Source organism: Membranihabitans marinus (genome assembly GCF_019802045.1).
GTDB classification, from domain to species: Bacteria; Bacteroidota; Bacteroidia; order Chitinophagales; family Saprospiraceae; genus Membranihabitans; species Membranihabitans marinus_A.
In genome coordinates, this window is sequence record NZ_JAHVHU010000012.1 from 118,864 (window position 1) to 137,945 (window position 19,082).

The window sequence follows — 19,082 nt, forward strand, 5'->3', positions numbered from 1 at the left end:
GAAATGGAACCAATTAGAATTGCAATTTTGTCATTAACACATGGCCATACCCGAAAATATTATCAAACTTTATTAGATAACAAAAACTTTGAGTGGGTAGCTGTTTCCGCTGAAAATGAAACGGTTAGAGAGAATTTTATTAGTTTGAATAATTCTATCCCTTGCTATAGTAGCGAAGAGGAAATGTTTGAAAAACATCCCGAAATCGAAGCAGTTGTTATGGCATCAGCCAATAATAGGCATTTAGAACAATTTATTATGTGCGCAGAAAGAGGGATACATATCTTGTGTATGAAAATTCCCACATTCAATATGGAAGAGTACGAGGAAATGATTGCTCTAGTTGAAGATTCTGGGATAGTATGTCAGGTTGAACTTGAATTGCATTATAACCCTGTCGTCCGACGCTTAAAAGAGTTATACAGGCAAGGTGCGATTGGGGAATTATCCTCTTTTAACGCAACGAATATCACTTTATCGCCAGTTTGGGCTTTTCCCTGGCAGGGGAATCCGGAAAAAAGTTATGGAGAGAGAGTCCCTCTAAAGGAAGGAGATAACCGGTTCAGAGGAGGCTGTTTGTCGGACCATCCACATGTTTTTGATCTTATTAGGTGGTTTACTAAGAGTGAATTTGAAACGGTTTATGCAGAAGTGGGGCCAAACCTTAGAAAAGACCTCGAGGTGGAAGATACCATGATCGTTAATGGAAAAATGAAAGATGGTACAATCTTTTTATTTGATCCCTCATGGTCTCGTATGGAAGAAAGATTATCAATTCCGGGGCCTGGTTGGGAGATCCATCCAAAAAGGATGGAAGTTAATATTTCAATGAGGGGAGATGAAGGGGCCATAATGGCTGATTGTTTTGGGCCCAATGTATATCATAACGGAGCACCCAACGATAGGTACACGGTTCAGTACACATATTTCGATGAGTGGATTGGAATGATGGATGAATTTGTTGATTGCATAAGAAATGGAAATGAACCAAAAATTAATTTAAGGTGGCATAAGAAAACTATTGACGTGATGAATGCCTGTTATGACAGTATTTCAACGTCTTCTCCGGTTGAGTTATGAGGAATACATTTACAGTTTACTCTATTATAATTTTCTGTTCAAAAGAAGAAGTTAAAGCAGGACCGTTTTTATAGAATAGATCTTTTGAATAAGATTCCATAGCTGTTTATGCCGATGTTTAGTGCAAACGAAAAATTTGCACCTTAATAGCAAGTGCCTTATTTTCTCATTGATCTCTAGGTTTTTAAATATTTTAAAATTAAAACTATTTATTAATATGTACAATCGAAGGAAGTTTATTAAAGATATTGCAGTAGCTAGTTCCATAGCAACTTCACCATTCCCGGCATCATTTATTAAAAATCGCTTTACATCTTCACAGGATAAGATATGGGCGTGTTTGTTACACTTAAGTTTTAATATGTGGGAGGAATATATCTCTCCTCACCGACCATTCCGTGGGTATCGACCTAACTTACAGTTCAGTGAAGCTCTGTGGAATAAGGCGTTGCATGAGATGGCTGATCAAGGACTTAACATGGTGGTTATTGACTTGGGAGATGGAGTGAAATATGAATCTTATCCGGATATTGCAGTGAATAATGCCTGGTCGGTAGATAAATTAAAATCCGAGCTGACTAAAGCACGGAAACTTGGATTAGAACCCATCCCTAAATTAAACTTTTCGGCTGGTCATGACACGTGGATGGGCGTGTATGGCCGAATGGTTTCAACAGAGCCTTACTATGAATTCTGTAGTAATATCATCAAGGAGGTATCAGATATATTTGATCAACCAAGATTATTTCATCTTGGATTGGACGAAGAAACCTTTAGTCATCAATCTCGTCAAAAACATATCGTAATTCGCCAGAGGGATGCATGGTGGAAGGATTTTTATTTTTTAGTTGAAGAAGTTGAAAAAAATAATTCCAGAGCATGGATTTGGCCGGATTACTTTCTTTGGAATGAACCGGAAATGTTTTTTAAGCGAATGCCGAAATCGGTGGTGCAAAGTAATTGGTACTATGGTGATGATTTTTCTTTAAAAGGTAGAGCACCAGAAGGGACTCCCAAAGTATATTACAATAAGGAAAACAAAAACAAGATATATGATAGTTATAGCTTAGCATATTTGGATATAGATGCACATGGATATGATCAAATACCCACCGGTAGCTTTCATACAAATAATGCTACTAATATTGGCAGAACGGTTGAATTCAGTAAAGAACATATATCGGACGACAAATTATTAGGATTTTTACAAACTATATGGAAACCGACTATTGAAGATTCTGATAGACATTCTGATATGCGTTATGAAGATAGAATTATAAAAGGAATAGACTTGATTGGCGAGGCTAAGAAAAAGTACTACTGATTATAAATTAATGTGGTCAACTTATGAGTCTTAGTCAACTGGATTGGTTAGTTATAATACTATTTTTAATTGTTCTGGCGATAATCGGATTCGTTAGTGGTCGTGGAGCTGGTAAAAACACTGAAAGCTATTTTCTTTCAGGGAGGAATACACCCTGGTGGTTATTGGGGATTTCTATGGTTGCGACAACGTTTTCTTTAGGGACACCAAATTTAGTTGCCGATATTGTGCGTACTGGTGGGGTAGAAAAGAATTGGTTGTGGTGGTCTTTTTTGTTAACAGGGCTATTGACAGTTTTTGTATATGCAAAACTATGGAATAGATCAAAGATTCTAACAGATTTAGAATTTTACGAAATTAGGTATAGCGGAAAGGCCGCTGCTTTCTTAAGAGGGTTCAGAGCTATATATTTGGGACTATTCTTTAATATTTTGGTTTTGGCGAGTGCATCATTAGCATTCATTAAAATTTCCTCGATTATGCTGGGCATAAATCCTGTTATGCCGTTAATTATCGTCGGTTTAATTGTGACGATTTACAGTACAATAGGCGGCTTAAAGTCCGTTTTATGGACTGATTTGTTTCAATTTTCTTTTGCTATAGGAGGATCCATTTATGCTGCGATTTCTATTATTAATTCTCCAGAAATTGGGGGTCTGTCTAATTTTATGGATCATGAGTCCATAGTATCCAAGCTCTCTTTCATACCTGACTTTTCAAATCCCTATAATGCATTAATAGTATTTATAATTCCAATAACTATTCAATGGTGGGCTGCCTGGTATCCGGGATCTGAGCCTGGAGGAGGTGGATACATAGCCCAACGCATGCTGGCGGCTAAATCAGAAAAAGGTGCGACTGCAGCTACCTTACTTTTTAACTTTTTTCATTATGCCATCAGACCCTGGCCCTGGATACTGGTGGGTCTCGGTTCTCTCGTCATATATCCTGATATACAATCTATGATCCAGGATTACCCTAATGTTCCTGTCCAATACATTAAAAATGATTTTGCCTATCCGGCCATGTTAAAACGATTTTTACCCACAGGCGTACTTGGGTTAGTATTCGCTTCCTTAATAGCGGCTTATATGTCAACAGTATCGACCCAAATTAATTGGGGTGCTTCGTATCTTGTCAATGATTTTTACTGCCGGTTTTTGAATAAAAGTGCTACAGAACCTAGAAAAGTCTTGGTCGGGAGAATAGTTACTGTGATTTTAGTGGTGGTATCCACCATTCTTGCCCTATACTTAAAGAATGCTCTTCAAGTATTTCAGTATATGCTTATGATAGGAGCTGGAACTGGGTTACTTTACATATTACGATGGTTTTGGTGGAGAATAAATGCGTGGTCAGAAATAGCAGCGATGTTGGGTGCACTAATTGGTTCATTGGTAGTAATAATTATAGAAAGCTATTATTTTGTTGACTTAAGTGATGTAAATGGTCAGACTATTCTAGGGTTTGAATTGACATTAAGCTTATGGGATTCCTTGAAATTTGTTTTCATCGTAGTTTTCACTACCGCATTGTGGTTAATAGTTACTTTATGCACCAAGCCTAGTGAGAATAGTGTGCTAAAGAAGTTTTACCTGAGGACCAAGCCGGGTGGACCTGGTTGGAAAACATTTTTGAGAAGAATAGATATGGAAGACTCTGAAATATATAGTGAAAAATGGTCTGTCCCAGTCGGTTTATTATGTATGAGTTTGGGATGCATTTCAATTTATTCATGTCTTTTTTCTATTGGGAATTTCCTATATGGCAATTATTTGATTGGGTTCTTGCTATTGACATTATCTGTTGCCTCGGGATATGCAATTACCAGATTTTGGAACCGGCTTTTTTAATTGGTTGATACAAAATAATAAATCATGATAGATAGAAGGATATTTCGGTTAATGTTACTTGTTGCGTTTTGTTGTTATGCTTGGGTCTCTGAAGGTCAGGACGTATCATTTCCTTCCAGTGATAAAAAATACTTTCAATTAAAGCCAGGATCAATTGGTTCAAACCTTTATAGTGTAGAATTATTTTCTGATATAGACACTTCATGGGAAAAGTGGAAATTGAGAGGTTATTCTTTTGGATTTGATCCGGATAAAACTCCGATGTACACTTCAGTAAATGGGATATTAAGCACCCCTTATATGATCCAGGTAAGAGGGAATGAAAATGAAACGAATAAAAAGCGATGGGGGTTTCATATTTTCGAAGGGTATGCTAATGATGACAAATCAAGATTAACAATGCTTGTCAATAAACATGTTGAGATGAATAAACCAGTTGCAGAGATATATTACTATGGAACGGCGTATAATCATTCCACTACCGCATATAATTGGATCCGGATAGGATCTGACGTAAAAAATCACTCCTATATGTTTAGCCGGGATAAAGCAGTTTTTTATGGCTCACTAAAACTCAAAAATGCTTTTACACTTGGAAACATTGGAGCTGAGAACTTACGGATGGATAAACCGGAAGGGGATGACGAAAGTAATGCTAAAGAGAGCGCCAAACATGTAAATTTTATTGAATTGAAAAACTCCACAGATGGCACCATCTTTTATGATAGTGATAACCATATGGTTGTTATTAAAATACAAGGCAAATGGATGAAGTTAAAAGTGGAGGAATTACCTGAAGGTATTGATTATGAATTTGCTGAAGATCAATAATTATGAAATCAAAAAATATCAAGACTTATATTCCTCCTTTTGTTGTAATATTTTGTTTGCACATACTTGCAGCCTCATGCGGGGTCGATACAGAAAAACAAAGACCTCCTTTTCGGTTGGGGAATAATGACTTAAATGCAATTGCGATTTCTTCAAATGCGTCAGAGAGGGAGAAATTTGCAGCAGATGAACTCATAGACTATTTCTATAAAATAACAGATGAAAAGATCCCACTGATCCAAATTAGGGATTCAATTATTCCTGAAGGTGTGATTGCTGTAGGTAATTTGGCCATTGAATCAGGAATAATAGCTAGAAAGGAACTTGATTCTGTGACTAATGATGGTTTTATAATTCGAATTAATGAAAATAATGGAGTCTTATGTGGCTGGCGGGATTTGGGTACTGTATATGGTGCTTATGAGCTCTTAAGTAGATTAGGTGTAAAAATTTATGCACAGGATTGTGAAATTGTCCCAAGAAAGTCCATTGTGATGATACCTGGAATGAATCTTTCAATTAAACCCCATTATGATTTAAGGTCGATTTTTAAAATGGATGTTTATTATCCTGGATTTCAATCATACCTTAAATTAGGATATTCACCCAATGATGACTTAGGATATCATGGAGACCTTGGTGTTCCAGGTGAGAGAAATTGGGTTCATTCTGCCAGCTACCTGATGCCATACCAAAAATTTGGTAAAGAACATCCAGAATTTTTTGCACTAAAAAAGGATGGGCAAAGGTATAATGGGGTTGGAGCACCTGGACATTTATGCATGTCAAATATGAAAATGCGTGCAGTAGGGGCAGAACGATTACTGTCATTGGTAGAACAGCAAAAGGACAGATCTTATTTTGTTGTTACAGCAGGTGATGGCGGACCTCAAAATTGGTGTCAGTGTGCTGAGTGTAAAGCATTTGATGCAAAACCAGGTGTTCATATGACTGATCGTCTGATGGATTATGTCAATTACAATGCGCGAAAAGTTACTGAAAAATTTCCCGACAAAAAAATACTTACACTGGCATATGGTTCTGCATCAGCAAGTCCTCCAGAAAGAATTGGACCAGACTCAAATGTTATGGTCATGTATGCTCCATTGCATCGCCCCGAACCTAATTATGATGGTGAATGTCACAGTCATGGATTGGATTGCTTCGATAATTTATGGGCAAAAGAAGATATTGAGAGCTGGCTGTCATTTTATCCTGACAACATGTATATTTTTGACTATCCGAGGAATTATTATAGATGGTATCAGCCTTTTGGAAGTTTTTATGCAATGGTTGATAAAATGAATTATTATGCTACCAAGGGGATTCGTGGAATCACATTCTGTGTCGTTCCTGCGAATTTCCGAAACTTGTTTTTGTACGTCATGGCGCAATTGCTTTGGGAACCAGACTCAAATGTTGAAGATTTAATTGATGAATTTATGTCAGTTTACTATGGAACCGCCGCTCCAGACATTAGAGAGTACTTTGATTTTATGTATAATGAAATCGATGTTCGTGATGTACATCAACACAGTGAGAAATCAAATCCAGCACTTGTAACGCCTGAATTTTCAAATTTGGCATTAGAGATGTTTGAACGCGCCCAGAAAGCAGTTGCTCAAGATTCTGTTCTTTTATCTCGTGTTGAATTTGAGATGTTTAGTGTTCTTTGGGCCGATATTGATCAGAGAAATACCCTGAAAAACAATCTCTCAATCGATCTTGCTACTCATGCGAAACGTTTTGGTGAGTTGGTTCGAATTGCAAAAGAACATAAAATGATTAATGTAGGAGGTAGAGTTGGTTTTAAAGAATGGGTACAGCAGGTATCACCTATACGCCTCCAAAACGAGTTGTGGTATAACGATCCTGCAATTGATGTTTTTATCAGTGACCCGGAGAATCTTTTCCAATATAATTGATTTTTTATTTAGGCAACTAGCCACTAAAATAGTTTGCCGGACATGATATAGCCTGAATCATCCCCAGCAACTTTCCTTCATAAGGCTTCTGTTAAAACTGTAGTAATACATTTCGAGGTAGTCCTGCAGACCCCTTACGTGATAGTGAATTCTTCTTAGCCATGCCTTTAACAGCTCAATCGCACTGTGGATTTCCGCGAAGCTACTGCCCTTAGCTGGACGGAATTAGTATCATGTTCACAATATCCTTGGCTAACTGCCCCATAGACCATCCATTAGTCGGTGGTCACTTTTTTTGTATCCGTCCGAGCAAGTACATCTAGGCTGATTCTTCCTTGATGGCTATCTTTGTGGGCAATAGTTGCATATTCCGGTGATACTGACCCCCCAATCCGGTGATGTTGACCCCCCTGGGAGTTTTTGGTATTTCGGGTGGCTGTTACACTGACAAAATTACTGTTTTTTTCTTAAACTTTCTCCTTTTAGTTCTAATCTGTGCGAAGTATGAACCAATCGATCCAAAATAGCATCTGCGATAGTTGCTTCACCGATTATATCAAACCAGCTAGCTACCGGCAGTTGGCTGGCGATGATGGTTGAGTGACGAGCATGGCGATCTTCGATTATTTCCATTAGGTCCAGCTGTTGCTGTTTTTCCAGGTGGGTCAAACCGAAGTCATCCAATACAGTAGATGCGTTTTTGCAATCTTCAGGAAAAAAGATAACAGTGTTCCTTCCAGTCGGGAGATCTTTAGTTGTTGTGTTAGCTTTTGCATATTGAAATAAGCCGTTTTATAGCCTTGTGCACATGCCTGGTGACCGAGTGCTGAAGCGATAAAGCTCTTCCCACAGCCGGTAGCTCCGGTGATGATAATGGATTCACCATTCTTCAAATAATTACCTGTAGTTAGCGATGCGAGAAGTGTTTTGTCTATACCGCGGGATGCGTCCATGTGGAGCTCTTCGATAGAAGCCTGGTAGCGGAACTTAGCATTCTTCTGCAGTCGGTCAAAACGACGTTGTTCCCGATCCAATTTCTCTGCCTGAAGCAATATCTCCAGTCCTTCGCTCAGTGTGAGGTCCTGATGCTGGCGGGTCTCGACTAAGGATTCCCAGCTGCGGCTCATGCCCCGCAGTCGCAATTCATTAAATTTTGTCGTGATTGGTGTCATCATGTTGTTTGTTGATTTATGTATTTATGAATAATATTCTTTGCCTCTGACATTGTCATGATCTGGTAGATCTTTAAAAGGAATCTCTCCGTCTTGATCCACTGTTTTGTTTTCGATGATCTTTAGAATGAACTTGTAGCTGTATCTTTTGTGGTTGATGGCTATATCACAGGCTTTCTTGAACTGTTCTTTGTTTGTCTTCCTGTACAGTCTTAGTACACTTTCACACGTTTTGTACAATTGTTCAGGAGGTCGCTTCTGGTCAAAAAGAAGTCGGGTAAAATGATCCAGTTCTTCACAGCACTGGCTGGCCCGACGAATATAATATCCTGGACTCCGATCCAGATAATATTTATGTGTAGAGCAGAGGTGGTCTTTGACGGTTGTATAGGCATAGCTGGTTCTGTTTCTGCGATGTATCGCTACGCATTCCCCATCGATATAGATGCGGACCATAGAACGCGTGTATATGACGTTAGCTTGCTGACCGATAAAGGCATAAGGCACACTATAGAAGTGATTGTCCTGGCCTAGCTGTATATGGTTGTTTTGCTGCACCTTGTAAGTCTTATAATATTTGATCTCGAAGGGTTGGCCGGGTAATGGACTCAGGTGATGTTTTTCTTCAGCCATGAACTTTTCTTCACGGCACCAGGGTTTGTTTTGCATCCGGGTCTGGTTGTGATCAAGCATCCTTTCTGTGATAGCTGCATTAAGTTCAGCCAAGCTGAAAAAGCGGAGATTCCTTATTTTGGCATATACGCGGCTATAAACTAACTTGACTTGATTCTCAACCAACGCTTTGTCCTTGGGCTTTCTCGATCTTGCAGGAATCACTGTAGTGCCGTAGTGATTGGCAAAATCTTCCAGAGCTCTGTTAATCTCTGGTTCATAACTATCCGCTTTGATAACAGCAGCTTTGAGGTTATCCGGAACCAACACCTGGGGCACACCATCCAGAAAGTTCAGGCATTGTTCCAGAGCATAGATAAATTCATCCAGACCTTGATTGCGTACAGCTATAGCAAATCCATAATCGGAATATGGGAGACAGGCAACAAAAACTGAGCATTCTATCACCTCTCCTGTCTTCTGATCAATGTATGATAATTTCTTTCCTGCAAAGTCCACATAGAGCTTATCTCCGGGAGCGTGAGTAAGAATCATAGAAGGCTTCGCCGCTTTTTTATGTTGAGCCAAATGATGAAAAAACTGACTGCGACCGTATCCGTTGGGATAATCGGTTTTATATTCCTCCCAGAGAAGCTGACGTGTCACACCGACTTTCTTCAGCTCACTGGTGTAATAATCCAACCGGTTTTTGAGATAGCTATACCGATTCCCCTTATATGACTGGTTGCCACCATGGAATTGTTTGTTCAGCACCGGGTCATCAAGTGCTAATAGTTCGTTGATATCAGACTCCATACCCGTTAGCTTATTCAAATAAGCTTTTACAGTATTCCGACTGATGCCTAGTATCCGGGCCATGGATTTCTTTGATTCTCCTTGTTTATAGAGTTGTAATAGTTGCTTGATTTGGCTCATAGGTTTTGGTTTTCCCGCCATCGTCATGATTGATTTACGTGATTAATAATTACGTAAACCAAACAACCAAAAACCGTTAAAAGAGGGGTCAGCATGCTCCGGATTTTTTACCTCCATTTCTGATGGGGGGTCAACATGCTCCGGATTCTGATCCATGGGGGGTCAGCATAGTCCGGATAATTTTTGTCGATAGTGTGCTAGAACACGACAAATCCAGTCCATTTTACCTCATTTTCCCTTATTTTTGTCCAAGGGGGTCACTATCCGCCGGATTGTCATGTTTGTTTTATTAATTTTCCGACTTTTATGCTCTTTTAAAATCCGGATTTGGGGGGTCAATATGGTCCGGAATATCCATGGGGTATAAACTTTGCATAGAGACTGCTCATACCTTTGCCTTGCGAATGGACTCAATATCAGCAATAAATTGGTATTACTCTTTCTATCCTACCTATGTTAGAATAACCATTACCGCAACCAGCATCAGATCAATATCCGGATTGATCATCGTTCTTAATTTTTTCAAAGCGCGGTGTAGGTGATTGCGGACAGTTATGGGAGACAGATCCAGCTGCTCGGCAATTTTTTGATGGGATAAGCCTTCCCTTTTACTGAGGTTGAAAATGAGTCGTTGTTGATCAGGGAGTTGGTTGATGGATCGTTCCAGAACCTCCCGATAATGTTCGGCTTTTATCTTTTCTTCGGCTTCCGGATTAACATGATTCGATGAAAAGCTTAGGTGGGATTCCAGGTATTTCCGATATTCTTTGTCTTTATAAGCTCTTTTTAGATGATCGTATGCCCGGTTCCGACACATCTGATAAATATACCCATCCTGATCTGATATCTTGTCGAAATCACTTTTACTTTGAATTAATTTTAGAAAAACATCTTGCATCAAATCACGAGCCAGCTCCTGGTCACCGAGAAACTGAACAAAGAATCCAAAGATCTTATCCCGGTATTTATGAAATAGTATTTTGAACTTTAATTCATTCATGTTTTACTCTTGGCGCATCATGTAAAGGGATCCTAAAGATGTAATCCAATGTCCAAACTTAATAAAAATTTATATAGCACTGGTACATTCTTGATTTTTCACAGTCTTGTAGAGTAATATTAAATTAATACACGTTTCGTGGATCGCATAGTAGTGATCGGAAAAACTAAAAATTTAAGTTGAAAGACGAAGAAAGAATAAAGTATTTGTCCAGGAAATATTTCGATGGAACCCTCACCAAAGAAGAGTGGGAAGAAGTTCTATGGAGAGTGGATCGTGCGGAAGAAGCGGACAACATCGATGAATTATTTAAGAGTGAATGGCAGCGAACAGATAAACCTCATCAGATTCCGCATGTGACCTGGGAGGATATGCAAAGTCATTGGAATTCGGAACGAAAACAAAACAAAATAGTGACTTTTCCCTGGAAATGGGCCGTGGCAGCCTCTGTTTTGGCATTGGTGAGTGCCATTTGGTGGGTGTGGGGACAGCAAGAACAGAGTGGGCTGACCTATGAAACGGGGTATGGAGAAACGCAGGACATTCTGTTGGATGATGGAACTTCGGTGACCTTGAATGCGAACTCAAAACTGATGTGGAATAAAAATTGGGAGGAAACCGGAGTTCGGGTCGCAGAGCTTGTTGGGGAAGCCTATTTTGATGTGTCTCATATCGATGCAGAAGAAAACGAAGACCTGGACCTGCTTCCTTTTCAGGTACAGACGCCGGAGTTACTGGTTAATGTATTGGGTACGGCATTCAATGTGTCAAGCCGCCGCGGGGAGACCAATGTGTTTCTGGAACGCGGGTTGGTGAAACTCGATCTGGGCACGGAAAAAGACCATGAAAAAATAGTGACCGTGGAAGAGGGTGGTCGTGAGAACTCAGAACCTACGACAAATGAGGGTGTGTTAATGAAGCCGGGAGATCACGTCAGCTTTTCCACAACGACAAAGTTGTTCAAGAAAAATGATGGGGAAAAATATACGAATGAACCGACCTGGATAAATGGCACGCTGTCGTTCCGAAAAATGGAGTTTGGGAAGATCCTCACAGAACTTGAAGATATATACGGGAAGCAGTTCAACGTAGAGGACAGCACATTGCTTACCCGAAAAGTATCATTGGCAGTGCCTTATGAAAATTGGGAAACGGTATATAAATTAATCGAAGTAACCTTGAATTTGGAGATTATAACAGATTACGATAACAATAGAATAAAGATCAAAAAAAGGGCAGGATAACCTTGTGTAACCGAGGGTGTCAGGTTTTGTAAACCTGGTACAATGGAATCTGAACGCTAGTGATCAGACCGGTTCGATTCCCCACCGAGGTGCAAAGTTTGATGATCAAATTGTTAGGTCACCCTGGCCCGCTATTTACTAACTAACAATAAATTAGAATCAATGAAGTTAGAACTTTTTCTGCGAAAAAAGAGTAGGATAGGAATACTTTTATGTGCGATTTTCCTAATGGTTTATCAAGGGCCGCTGCATGCCGACACGCCGAAGGCCGAAGCCGAAGAAATATTGCTCGAAGAGGCTTTTCAGTTGATCGGTCAGAAATTTGGCGTTTTCTTCAATTATGATCAGGTCATGGTAAACAATGTGAGCGTTCTTTATGATGAAGAAGAACATGAAACTTTGGATGCTGCGCTGGACGATGTCCTGGGGCAGGCCGATTTAAAATTCCAGATTTTTGACAAACAGTATGTCGCAGTTTATCGGGACACGGAGGAGGGCGTAGAATCATTGAAAAAAATGATTGTGCATTTTCAAAGTATCGTTGATAAAAAAGAATTGGAGCACAAAAGAAAGTCCAGGCTGGTCGATCGTCTGGGGGGCCATTCTTTTGATGAATTGCATCTAAAGCGCCTGGTGCTGAATGTGACCGGTCGTGTGGTAGATACCAATGGGGAACCGTTGATTGGCGTGAATATTCTGGTGAAAGGATCAAACTTAGGTACGGCGACGGACGTCGATGGTCGGTTTTCATTCAGTGACATCGCAGACCAGGCGATACTGCTCGTATCGTACATCGGGTATCGCAGTCAGGAAGTGGCTGTGAATGGGCAGACTAGTCTGACGATTGTGATGCAGGAAGATGTAAAGACCTTGGATGAGGTAGTGGTGGTAGGATATGGGACGCAGAAAAAAGTCAATCTGACTGGAGCAATAAGCACCTTGGATGGGGATGATTTGGCCCGCCGACAAGTGGGTCAATCTTCCATGCTATTGCAAGGGGTAGCTCCGGGAGTGGTTGTGACTCAGCGATTTGGACAGCCAGGAAAAGATGGTGGAGCTATAAGCATAAGAGGCAAAACCACCTTAGGTAATTCGAACCCTTTGATATTGGTTGATGGCGTAGAAAGAAATATTAATAGTGTAGACCCTTCATCGATAGAATCTATCTCTGTCCTTAAAGATGCAGCGTCTTCTGCCATTTATGGGTCTCGGGCGTCCGCGGGTGTTATTCTCGTGACCACCAAAAGGGCAAAAGATAGCGACAGAGTAACCGTATCGTATAACTCTTATTTTGGGAAGCAAACACCCATCGATCTCCCTGACATGGTGGGCGCTATTGATCACATGCTTTTGACAAACGAAGCATATGTTAATACTGGAAGGTCTCAGTTATACTCGGATGATTTTATAGAAGAGTACCGGAACAATATGGCGACAAACCCGGATAAGTATCCGAACACCGATTGGTATGATGAAGTCCTTACAGGAAATGGGTATATGCAAAATCATTTTTTATCCTTTAGTGGAGGCACGAAAAGTGCCCGGTTTTCTGCATCGCTTGGCTATTTGGATCAAAATGGCATCATGGAAAATACGAATTACAAAAGGTATACCTTTGATATCAACAGCGATCTTGTATTAGCCAAAGGGTTGTCTGCTAAATTAGATGCACATATTGTACAGAACGATATTGTGGATCCTACCCGGGGAACGAGTGCAGCCATACATTGGGCTGGAAGAATCCCGGCCAATCAAGGTGGAAGATTGTCAGACGGATCCTGGGGGGAGGGATGGAATGGAGATAACCCGATCGCTTTTACCCGCGATGGCGGACTTAGAAAGAGCCATTCACCCACAGCGGTACTTAATTTGGGTCTGATATACGATCCCAAGGATTGGTTGTCGATGAACTTCTATTATTCTCCGCATTACTGGCAGTCCAATACGTCAGCGTTTAACAAGTCAATCCAGACCTATGGAGGGGATGGGTCTTTAAGTTACAAGACACCCCAAAGAAGTACAAACAATACACGGCATAGCCGGAGTTTGACGAACAACTTACGGGGGACCGTGACGCTGAGTGAAACCTTTGGTTCCCATAACATCTCCTTCCTGGCAGGGTATCAGCAAGAAGACTTTCGGAGCGATGACTTTTCAGGGTATCGTGAAAAGTATGCCTTTCCCGATTACCCCGTTTTGAGTTCGGGCGGTGAGGAAAATCAAAGAGCGAGTGGCGGTGCATCAGAGTGGGCTTTGCAATCGGTTTTCGGTCGGTTAAATTATAATTTTAATGAGAAGTACCTTTTAGAAGGTAATTTTAGGTACGATGGATCTTCCAGATTTGCCAAAGGAAACAAATGGGGGGTCTTCCCTTCCTTTTCTGCAGGGTGGAGAATCTCGGAAGAATCATTTTTTGAATCAGCCAAAGATGTGGTCGATAACTTGAAAATACGGGCCTCCTGGGGTAAGCTTGGTAATCAAAGGATAGGAACCTATCCCTTTTCCAGTGATATCAACCTGGGTTTAAGCTATGTGTTTAATAATCAAATAGTTGATGGAGCGGGGATCACCAGCTTAGCAAACAGAGAGATATCCTGGGAAACCACGACAGCAAGTAATTTGGGGCTGGATGTGACTGTATTCAACCGGTTTAATCTGGTTGCTGAATATTTTTATAAGGTGACGGATGATATTCTGTTGGCACTGGATATTCCATTGACGGTCGGTTTATCTGCACCGGATCAAAACGCTGGTAAAGTTGAAAATCGGGGCTGGGAGCTCGGTTTGAACTATGGTCAGTGGGATAAAGAATTCAAATATGAAATTGGATTCAATTTGTCAGATGTAAAAAATAAAATTTTAGATCTGAAAGGGATTACCCGATCGGGAACCACTGTTAATCATGAAGGTCATGAAATGCATTCGATATATGGTTTGGAAGCCGCTGGGTTGATCCAGGAATCCGATTTTGATTCTGAAGGTAACTATAACGGACCTCAACAATACGGCGCATTTGGAGCGGGAGATATAAAATATGTGGACCAGAATGGAGATGGCGTCATTGATGCCAACGATTATAAAATTATTGGTGGAACGATCCCCCGACTTACTTTTGGGCTGAATTTTAACGCAGAGTATAGGGATTTTGATTTTTCAATTTTCCTGCAAGGCGTAGGTAAAGCCAATGGTCTGATCCGTAATCAAGGTATTATGCCTTTTTTCCTGGGTGGAACCGTGCAAGAACAACATAAGGATCGATGGACACCAGATAATATCAACAGCACTTTTCCAAGATTTGCCTTTAATGAAACAAATAATGAGAAGGTGTCCAGTTTTTGGATGAAGAATGCGGCATATGGAAGAGTGAAAAACGTGCAACTGGGCTATTCCATACCTCCTTCTTTGTTGTTTAATGGAGGCTTTCAGAAGTTAAGAGTCTATTTCAGTGGGCAGAATATATTTACCCTGGAGAATTTTTGGGATGGATATGATGTAGAAGCCCCGGTGGGTAGTGGAGGGTATTACCCCCAGGTGAAAACCTATAGTTTTGGAATTGATATTAGATTTTAAAAAAAACACCGATATGAGAACGTATATAATAAATACTATTTTTTTGCTTTCGTTTTTAGGCTACATGTCCTGCGATGATTATCTGGACAGACAGCCATTGAATAATCCTTCCGATGGAACTTTTTTATCCACAGAAGTGGAATTGAACATGGCTGTGGCAGGCTGTTATATTGGCCTGTGGTCCGAGTACCAGGTTTTTCCATTGCATCTGTCTTTCGATGCCGTAACGGATATTGGCTTTGAGCGTAATGGATCCGGATTGCAAGCGGTGGGAAGAAGTGACCACGATGCACGTACGGATTACATTGTTCAGGTATGGAAGAATCTTTACTCCGCAATATCTAAGTGCAATTATGTGGTAACCAATATGGATCGGGGAACGGGTAATATTAATGCGGATGTAATGGCCACAGCTCGTGCTGAGGTCCGCTTTCTACGAAGTCTATATTATCATTATCTTATTGAGCTTTATGGTGACGTGCCACTAATAACATCTCCGTTATCGTTATCTGATTCAGAGTCACCCCGTACACCCAAAAAGGATATAGTAGATTTTATCATTGAAGAATTAGAAGAAAGTGTTCCAGACCTGCCGGTGCAAAATGATCCTGAATCGGGTCGAGCGACCCAGGGTGCTGCACTTACCTTAATGTCCAGGGTTGCACTGTACAATGAAAGATGGGATGTCGCTATAAATGCTGCCCAAAGGGTCATGGCATTGGAAGGAGAAGAATACATTATCAATCCGAGTTATATGGACTTGTTCCAATATGCCGGTGAAGATTCTAAGGAAATTATATTTTCGGTTCAGTATTTAGAAAATGCCAAGACACATTCTCTTTTTCGCCTGTTTGGTAGCCGGTTAGCGAGAGCACATACGAATAAAAAACCCACCTATCAGTTAACAGATACCTGGGAGTGCGTGGATGGTCTGCAAATTGATGAATCACCACTTTTCGATCCGCAAAACCCCTATGAAAATCGGGATCCCAGGTTGGGATTCACATTGGCTGTATCCGGTTCGACCTATTTGGGCTTTCAATATGAAACTCATGGGGATAGCCTGATGTGCTGGAATTACAACCTGGATCCTGCCCGCCGTGTTCCGAATTTGGAGGCAACGCATGCCTACGCGACTTTTACAGGAGTGGGATGGAGAAAGTATGCAGACAATTTGGATAAAGACGCTATTAATAATAGTGAGCTCAATACGATCATTTTCCGTTACGCCGAGGTGTTGTTAAATTACGCCGAAGCTAAAATTGAAGCTGGTCAGATTGATAATACTGTGTTAGAAGCTATTAATAAAGTAAGACAACGCGAGTCCGTGAACATGCCACCCATCACCACGATGGATCAAAATGAACTCCGTAATGCCGTACGACGGGAGCGTAAATATGAATTTGCTGGCGAAGGGTTACGGCTTTTTGATATCAGACGATGGCGGATCGCTGAGGATGTGATGAATCTGCCTGTTTTAGGACGTATGAAAAGGGACTATCCATCTAAACCGCCACGAGTTGATGAATTAGGTACGGCGTATTATGATGATATTCCAATCGCAGCGCCCGGTGAATCTGCAGACTTTAAGATGAGATTGGTGGAACGTCGTAGTTTTGATCCTTCCAGGGATTATTTGTGGCCTATTCCTTATATTGAGATGGACACCAATGAAAAGATGGTTCAAAATCCAAAATATTGACCAACTGCTTATTTTAAGGATTAGAAACCTATTCTAAAAATAAATAGAAAACGTACAATCAATTTAGACATGAATCCAAAAAGACGTCATTTTTTAAAAAATTCGGCTGTTCTCAGTTCTGGTTTTATTCTGCCCACTGGTCTATTCAGATCTCGTTATCACAACGACATGGAATGGGATGTGGTCATATATGGCGCCTCATCCGCAGGCGTAATAGCGGCTGTGGAAGCTGCCAACAGAGGAAGGTCGGTAATCATCGTGGAGCCTTCCAACCACATTGGAGGATTGACATCCGGTGGCCTTGGCCAGACGGATATCGGCGTGGAAGGGGAAGGTGGGGCCATTGGTGGGCTTTCGTTCGATTTTTATAAGAAGATTCGTCAACATTATACGAACGATCAATCCTGGAATCATCAAACCTGGGATGAATACATGAATCGCTCGACGCGCCTGACCGAGAACAGTCAGGGAATGTTTGGTTTTGAACCCAAGGTGGCTCGGCGAATTTATGAAGAGATGCTTCGAGCGTCCGGCATACAGGTGGTCTTGAAAGATCGGATCCGTCTGGATGGAAGGGGCGTGGAAAAGCGGGGTGGAAAAATTATGGCCATGTTGACCGAAAGTGGAAATGTGTACAGAGGTAAGGTGTTCCTGGATGCGACCTATGAAAGCGATTTGATGGCGATGGCGGGCGTGAGCTATACGGTGGGCCGTGAAGGAAACGACAAATATGATGAAAATCTGAATGGTGTTCAATCGAAAAGATCTCATAATCACGTGTTCAAGAGCAATGTGGATCCCTACATCAAGCCCGGACAAAGTCACAGCGGTGTTTTACCCGGCATCGATCCGACCGGACCGGGGGACGAATTCTCGGGAGACCACCGAGTGCAGGCGTATTGCTACCGGATGTGCCTTACCGACGTTCCGGAAAATCAAATCCCATTCGAAAAGCCGGAAGGGTACGATGAAATGAGGCACGAACTGCTGTTTCGTAACTTTGAAGCTGGCGATGACCGCTTCCCCTGGATCAATTCACCCATGCCAAATCGCAAGACGGATATCAACAACCGCTGGGCGGTGTCGACAAACAACATCGGCATGAATTATGAATACCCGGATGGTAATCACGAAACGCGGGAACGCATTTTGGAAGATCATAAGATTTACCAACAAGGTCATATGTGGTCGATGGCCAACCATCCGCGTGTGCCTGAAAAATTCAGAACAGAATACAGCAAATGGGGGCTGGCAGCCGATGAATATCCCGATCATGGGAACTGGACCCCGCAAATCTATGTCCGGGAAGCCCGTCGGATGATTGGCGAGTACGTCATGACGGAACACGACTGCCGAAGAAGCCGAATTGCTTCAGATTCCATTGGCCTCGGTTCCTACAACATGGATTCCCACAATGTTCAGAGATACATTACGCCAGAGGGCTTGGTGCAGAATGAAGGTAATCTGGAGTATTCACCGGGCGGACCCTATGCTATTTCTTACCGTTCTCTGACCCCCCGGAAGCATGAGTGTACGAATCTATTGGTTTGTTGCAATGGCATTTCTGCCTCTCATATTGCGTTTGGATCGATCCGAATGGAGCCGGTATTTATGATACTGGGCCAATCTTCTGCTGTTGCGGCGGACATTGCATTGGATCAAAACAACATCGTTCAGGAGGTTCCTTACAACAAGTTGAGAAAGGAGCTTTTGGAAGTCGGTCAGCGATTGGATGTGGATTTGGAGGAGTGGCCAAAGTCAGAGCTCAAAAAGTAAGACCTTCAAATAGTGTGTTTGCATCAAACAGAAAACGCCACATAAAGTACAAGTTAA

The 19,082-nt window shown here is 41.3% G+C and carries 11 protein-coding genes and 1 pseudogene; 9 read left to right on the forward strand and 3 right to left on the reverse strand.

All coding sequences use genetic code 11. From position 1 onward, the window contains the following. The first annotated feature begins 3 nt into the window (after nucleotides 1-3). The 5 genes from KUV50_RS13575 (at nucleotide 4) to KUV50_RS13595 (ending at nucleotide 7,013) form a co-directional block, all read left to right on the forward strand. Nucleotides 4-1,080, forward strand: a complete 1,077-nt coding sequence (locus KUV50_RS13575; RefSeq protein WP_222580715.1) for a Gfo/Idh/MocA family protein — start codon at nucleotides 4-6, stop codon at nucleotides 1,078-1,080. Nucleotides 1,081-1,297: 217 nt separating this feature from the next. Then, on the forward strand, nucleotides 1,298-2,404 hold the full coding sequence (locus KUV50_RS13580) for a family 20 glycosylhydrolase (protein WP_222580716.1): 1,107 nt from the start codon (nucleotides 1,298-1,300) through the stop codon (nucleotides 2,402-2,404). Between the two features lie 23 nt (nucleotides 2,405-2,427). Then, nucleotides 2,428-4,257 (forward strand): sodium:solute symporter family protein, encoded by a 1,830-nt coding sequence (locus tag KUV50_RS13585; RefSeq protein ID WP_222580717.1) that lies wholly within the window; start codon nucleotides 2,428-2,430, stop codon nucleotides 4,255-4,257. A 24-nt stretch (nucleotides 4,258-4,281) separates the two neighbouring features. After that, entirely contained in the window at nucleotides 4,282-5,088 is an 807-nt protein-coding gene (locus KUV50_RS13590; RefSeq protein ID WP_222580718.1) for a hypothetical protein, read from the forward strand. A 2-nt stretch (nucleotides 5,089-5,090) separates the two neighbouring features. Further along, nucleotides 5,091-7,013, forward strand: a complete 1,923-nt coding sequence (locus KUV50_RS13595) for a DUF4838 domain-containing protein (RefSeq protein WP_222580719.1) — start codon at nucleotides 5,091-5,093, stop codon at nucleotides 7,011-7,013. A gap of 453 nt (nucleotides 7,014-7,466) precedes the next feature. Here KUV50_RS13595 and istB read toward each other — a convergent pair. The 3 genes and pseudogenes from istB to KUV50_RS13615 form a co-directional block, all read right to left on the reverse strand. After that, a pseudogene (gene istB, locus KUV50_RS13605) lies at nucleotides 7,467-8,185 on the reverse strand (IS21-like element helper ATPase IstB). Nucleotides 8,186-8,209: 24 nt separating this feature from the next. Then, nucleotides 8,210-9,733 (reverse strand): IS21 family transposase, encoded by a 1,524-nt coding sequence (istA, locus tag KUV50_RS13610; protein WP_222580722.1) that lies wholly within the window; start codon nucleotides 9,731-9,733, stop codon nucleotides 8,210-8,212. 451 nt (nucleotides 9,734-10,184) lie between these two features. Next, nucleotides 10,185-10,733 (reverse strand): RNA polymerase sigma factor, encoded by a 549-nt coding sequence (locus KUV50_RS13615; protein WP_222580723.1) that lies wholly within the window; start codon nucleotides 10,731-10,733, stop codon nucleotides 10,185-10,187. 179 nt (nucleotides 10,734-10,912) lie between these two features. Between KUV50_RS13615 and KUV50_RS13620 the strand changes: the two genes are divergently transcribed. From KUV50_RS13620 to KUV50_RS13635, 4 genes are all read left to right on the forward strand, one after another. Beyond that, the gene (locus tag KUV50_RS13620; protein WP_222580724.1) at nucleotides 10,913-11,977 is read left to right on the forward strand and encodes a FecR family protein; all 1,065 of its coding nucleotides are present in this window, start codon (nucleotides 10,913-10,915) and stop codon (nucleotides 11,975-11,977) included. A 162-nt stretch (nucleotides 11,978-12,139) separates the two neighbouring features. Continuing rightward, the gene (locus tag KUV50_RS13625) at nucleotides 12,140-15,547 is read left to right on the forward strand and encodes a SusC/RagA family TonB-linked outer membrane protein (protein ID WP_222580725.1); all 3,408 of its coding nucleotides are present in this window, start codon (nucleotides 12,140-12,142) and stop codon (nucleotides 15,545-15,547) included. Nucleotides 15,548-15,560: 13 nt separating this feature from the next. Further along, on the forward strand, nucleotides 15,561-17,249 hold the full coding sequence (locus tag KUV50_RS13630; RefSeq protein ID WP_222580726.1) for a RagB/SusD family nutrient uptake outer membrane protein: 1,689 nt from the start codon (nucleotides 15,561-15,563) through the stop codon (nucleotides 17,247-17,249). A gap of 69 nt (nucleotides 17,250-17,318) precedes the next feature. Then, nucleotides 17,319-19,025 carry an FAD-dependent oxidoreductase gene (locus tag KUV50_RS13635; RefSeq protein ID WP_222580727.1) on the forward strand — a complete coding sequence of 569 codons (1,707 nt, stop codon included), beginning with the start codon at nucleotides 17,319-17,321 and terminating at the stop codon, nucleotides 19,023-19,025. The last annotated feature ends 57 nt before the right edge of the window (nucleotides 19,026-19,082 follow it).

What these genes read in the sequence shown, in the direction of transcription:
- KUV50_RS13595 (WP_222580719.1), top strand. Translation starts at nt 5,091, where the DNA reads ATGAAATCAAAAAATATCAAGACTTATATTCCTCCTTTTGTTGTAATA.
- KUV50_RS13575 (WP_222580715.1), top strand. Translation starts at nt 4, where the DNA reads ATGGAACCAATTAGAATTGCAATTTTGTCATTAACACATGGCCATACC.
- KUV50_RS13635 (WP_222580727.1), top strand. Translation starts at nt 17,319, where the DNA reads ATGAATCCAAAAAGACGTCATTTTTTAAAAAATTCGGCTGTTCTCAGT.
- KUV50_RS13585 (WP_222580717.1), top strand. Translation starts at nt 2,428, where the DNA reads ATGAGTCTTAGTCAACTGGATTGGTTAGTTATAATACTATTTTTAATT.
- KUV50_RS13630 (WP_222580726.1), top strand. Translation starts at nt 15,561, where the DNA reads ATGAGAACGTATATAATAAATACTATTTTTTTGCTTTCGTTTTTAGGC.
- KUV50_RS13615 (WP_222580723.1), bottom strand. Translation starts at nt 10,733, where the DNA reads ATGAATGAATTAAAGTTCAAAATACTATTTCATAAATACCGGGATAAG.
- istA (WP_222580722.1), bottom strand. Translation starts at nt 9,733, where the DNA reads ATGAGCCAAATCAAGCAACTATTACAACTCTATAAACAAGGAGAATCA.
- KUV50_RS13625 (WP_222580725.1), top strand. Translation starts at nt 12,140, where the DNA reads ATGAAGTTAGAACTTTTTCTGCGAAAAAAGAGTAGGATAGGAATACTT.
- KUV50_RS13580 (WP_222580716.1), top strand. Translation starts at nt 1,298, where the DNA reads ATGTACAATCGAAGGAAGTTTATTAAAGATATTGCAGTAGCTAGTTCC.
- KUV50_RS13590 (WP_222580718.1), top strand. Translation starts at nt 4,282, where the DNA reads ATGATAGATAGAAGGATATTTCGGTTAATGTTACTTGTTGCGTTTTGT.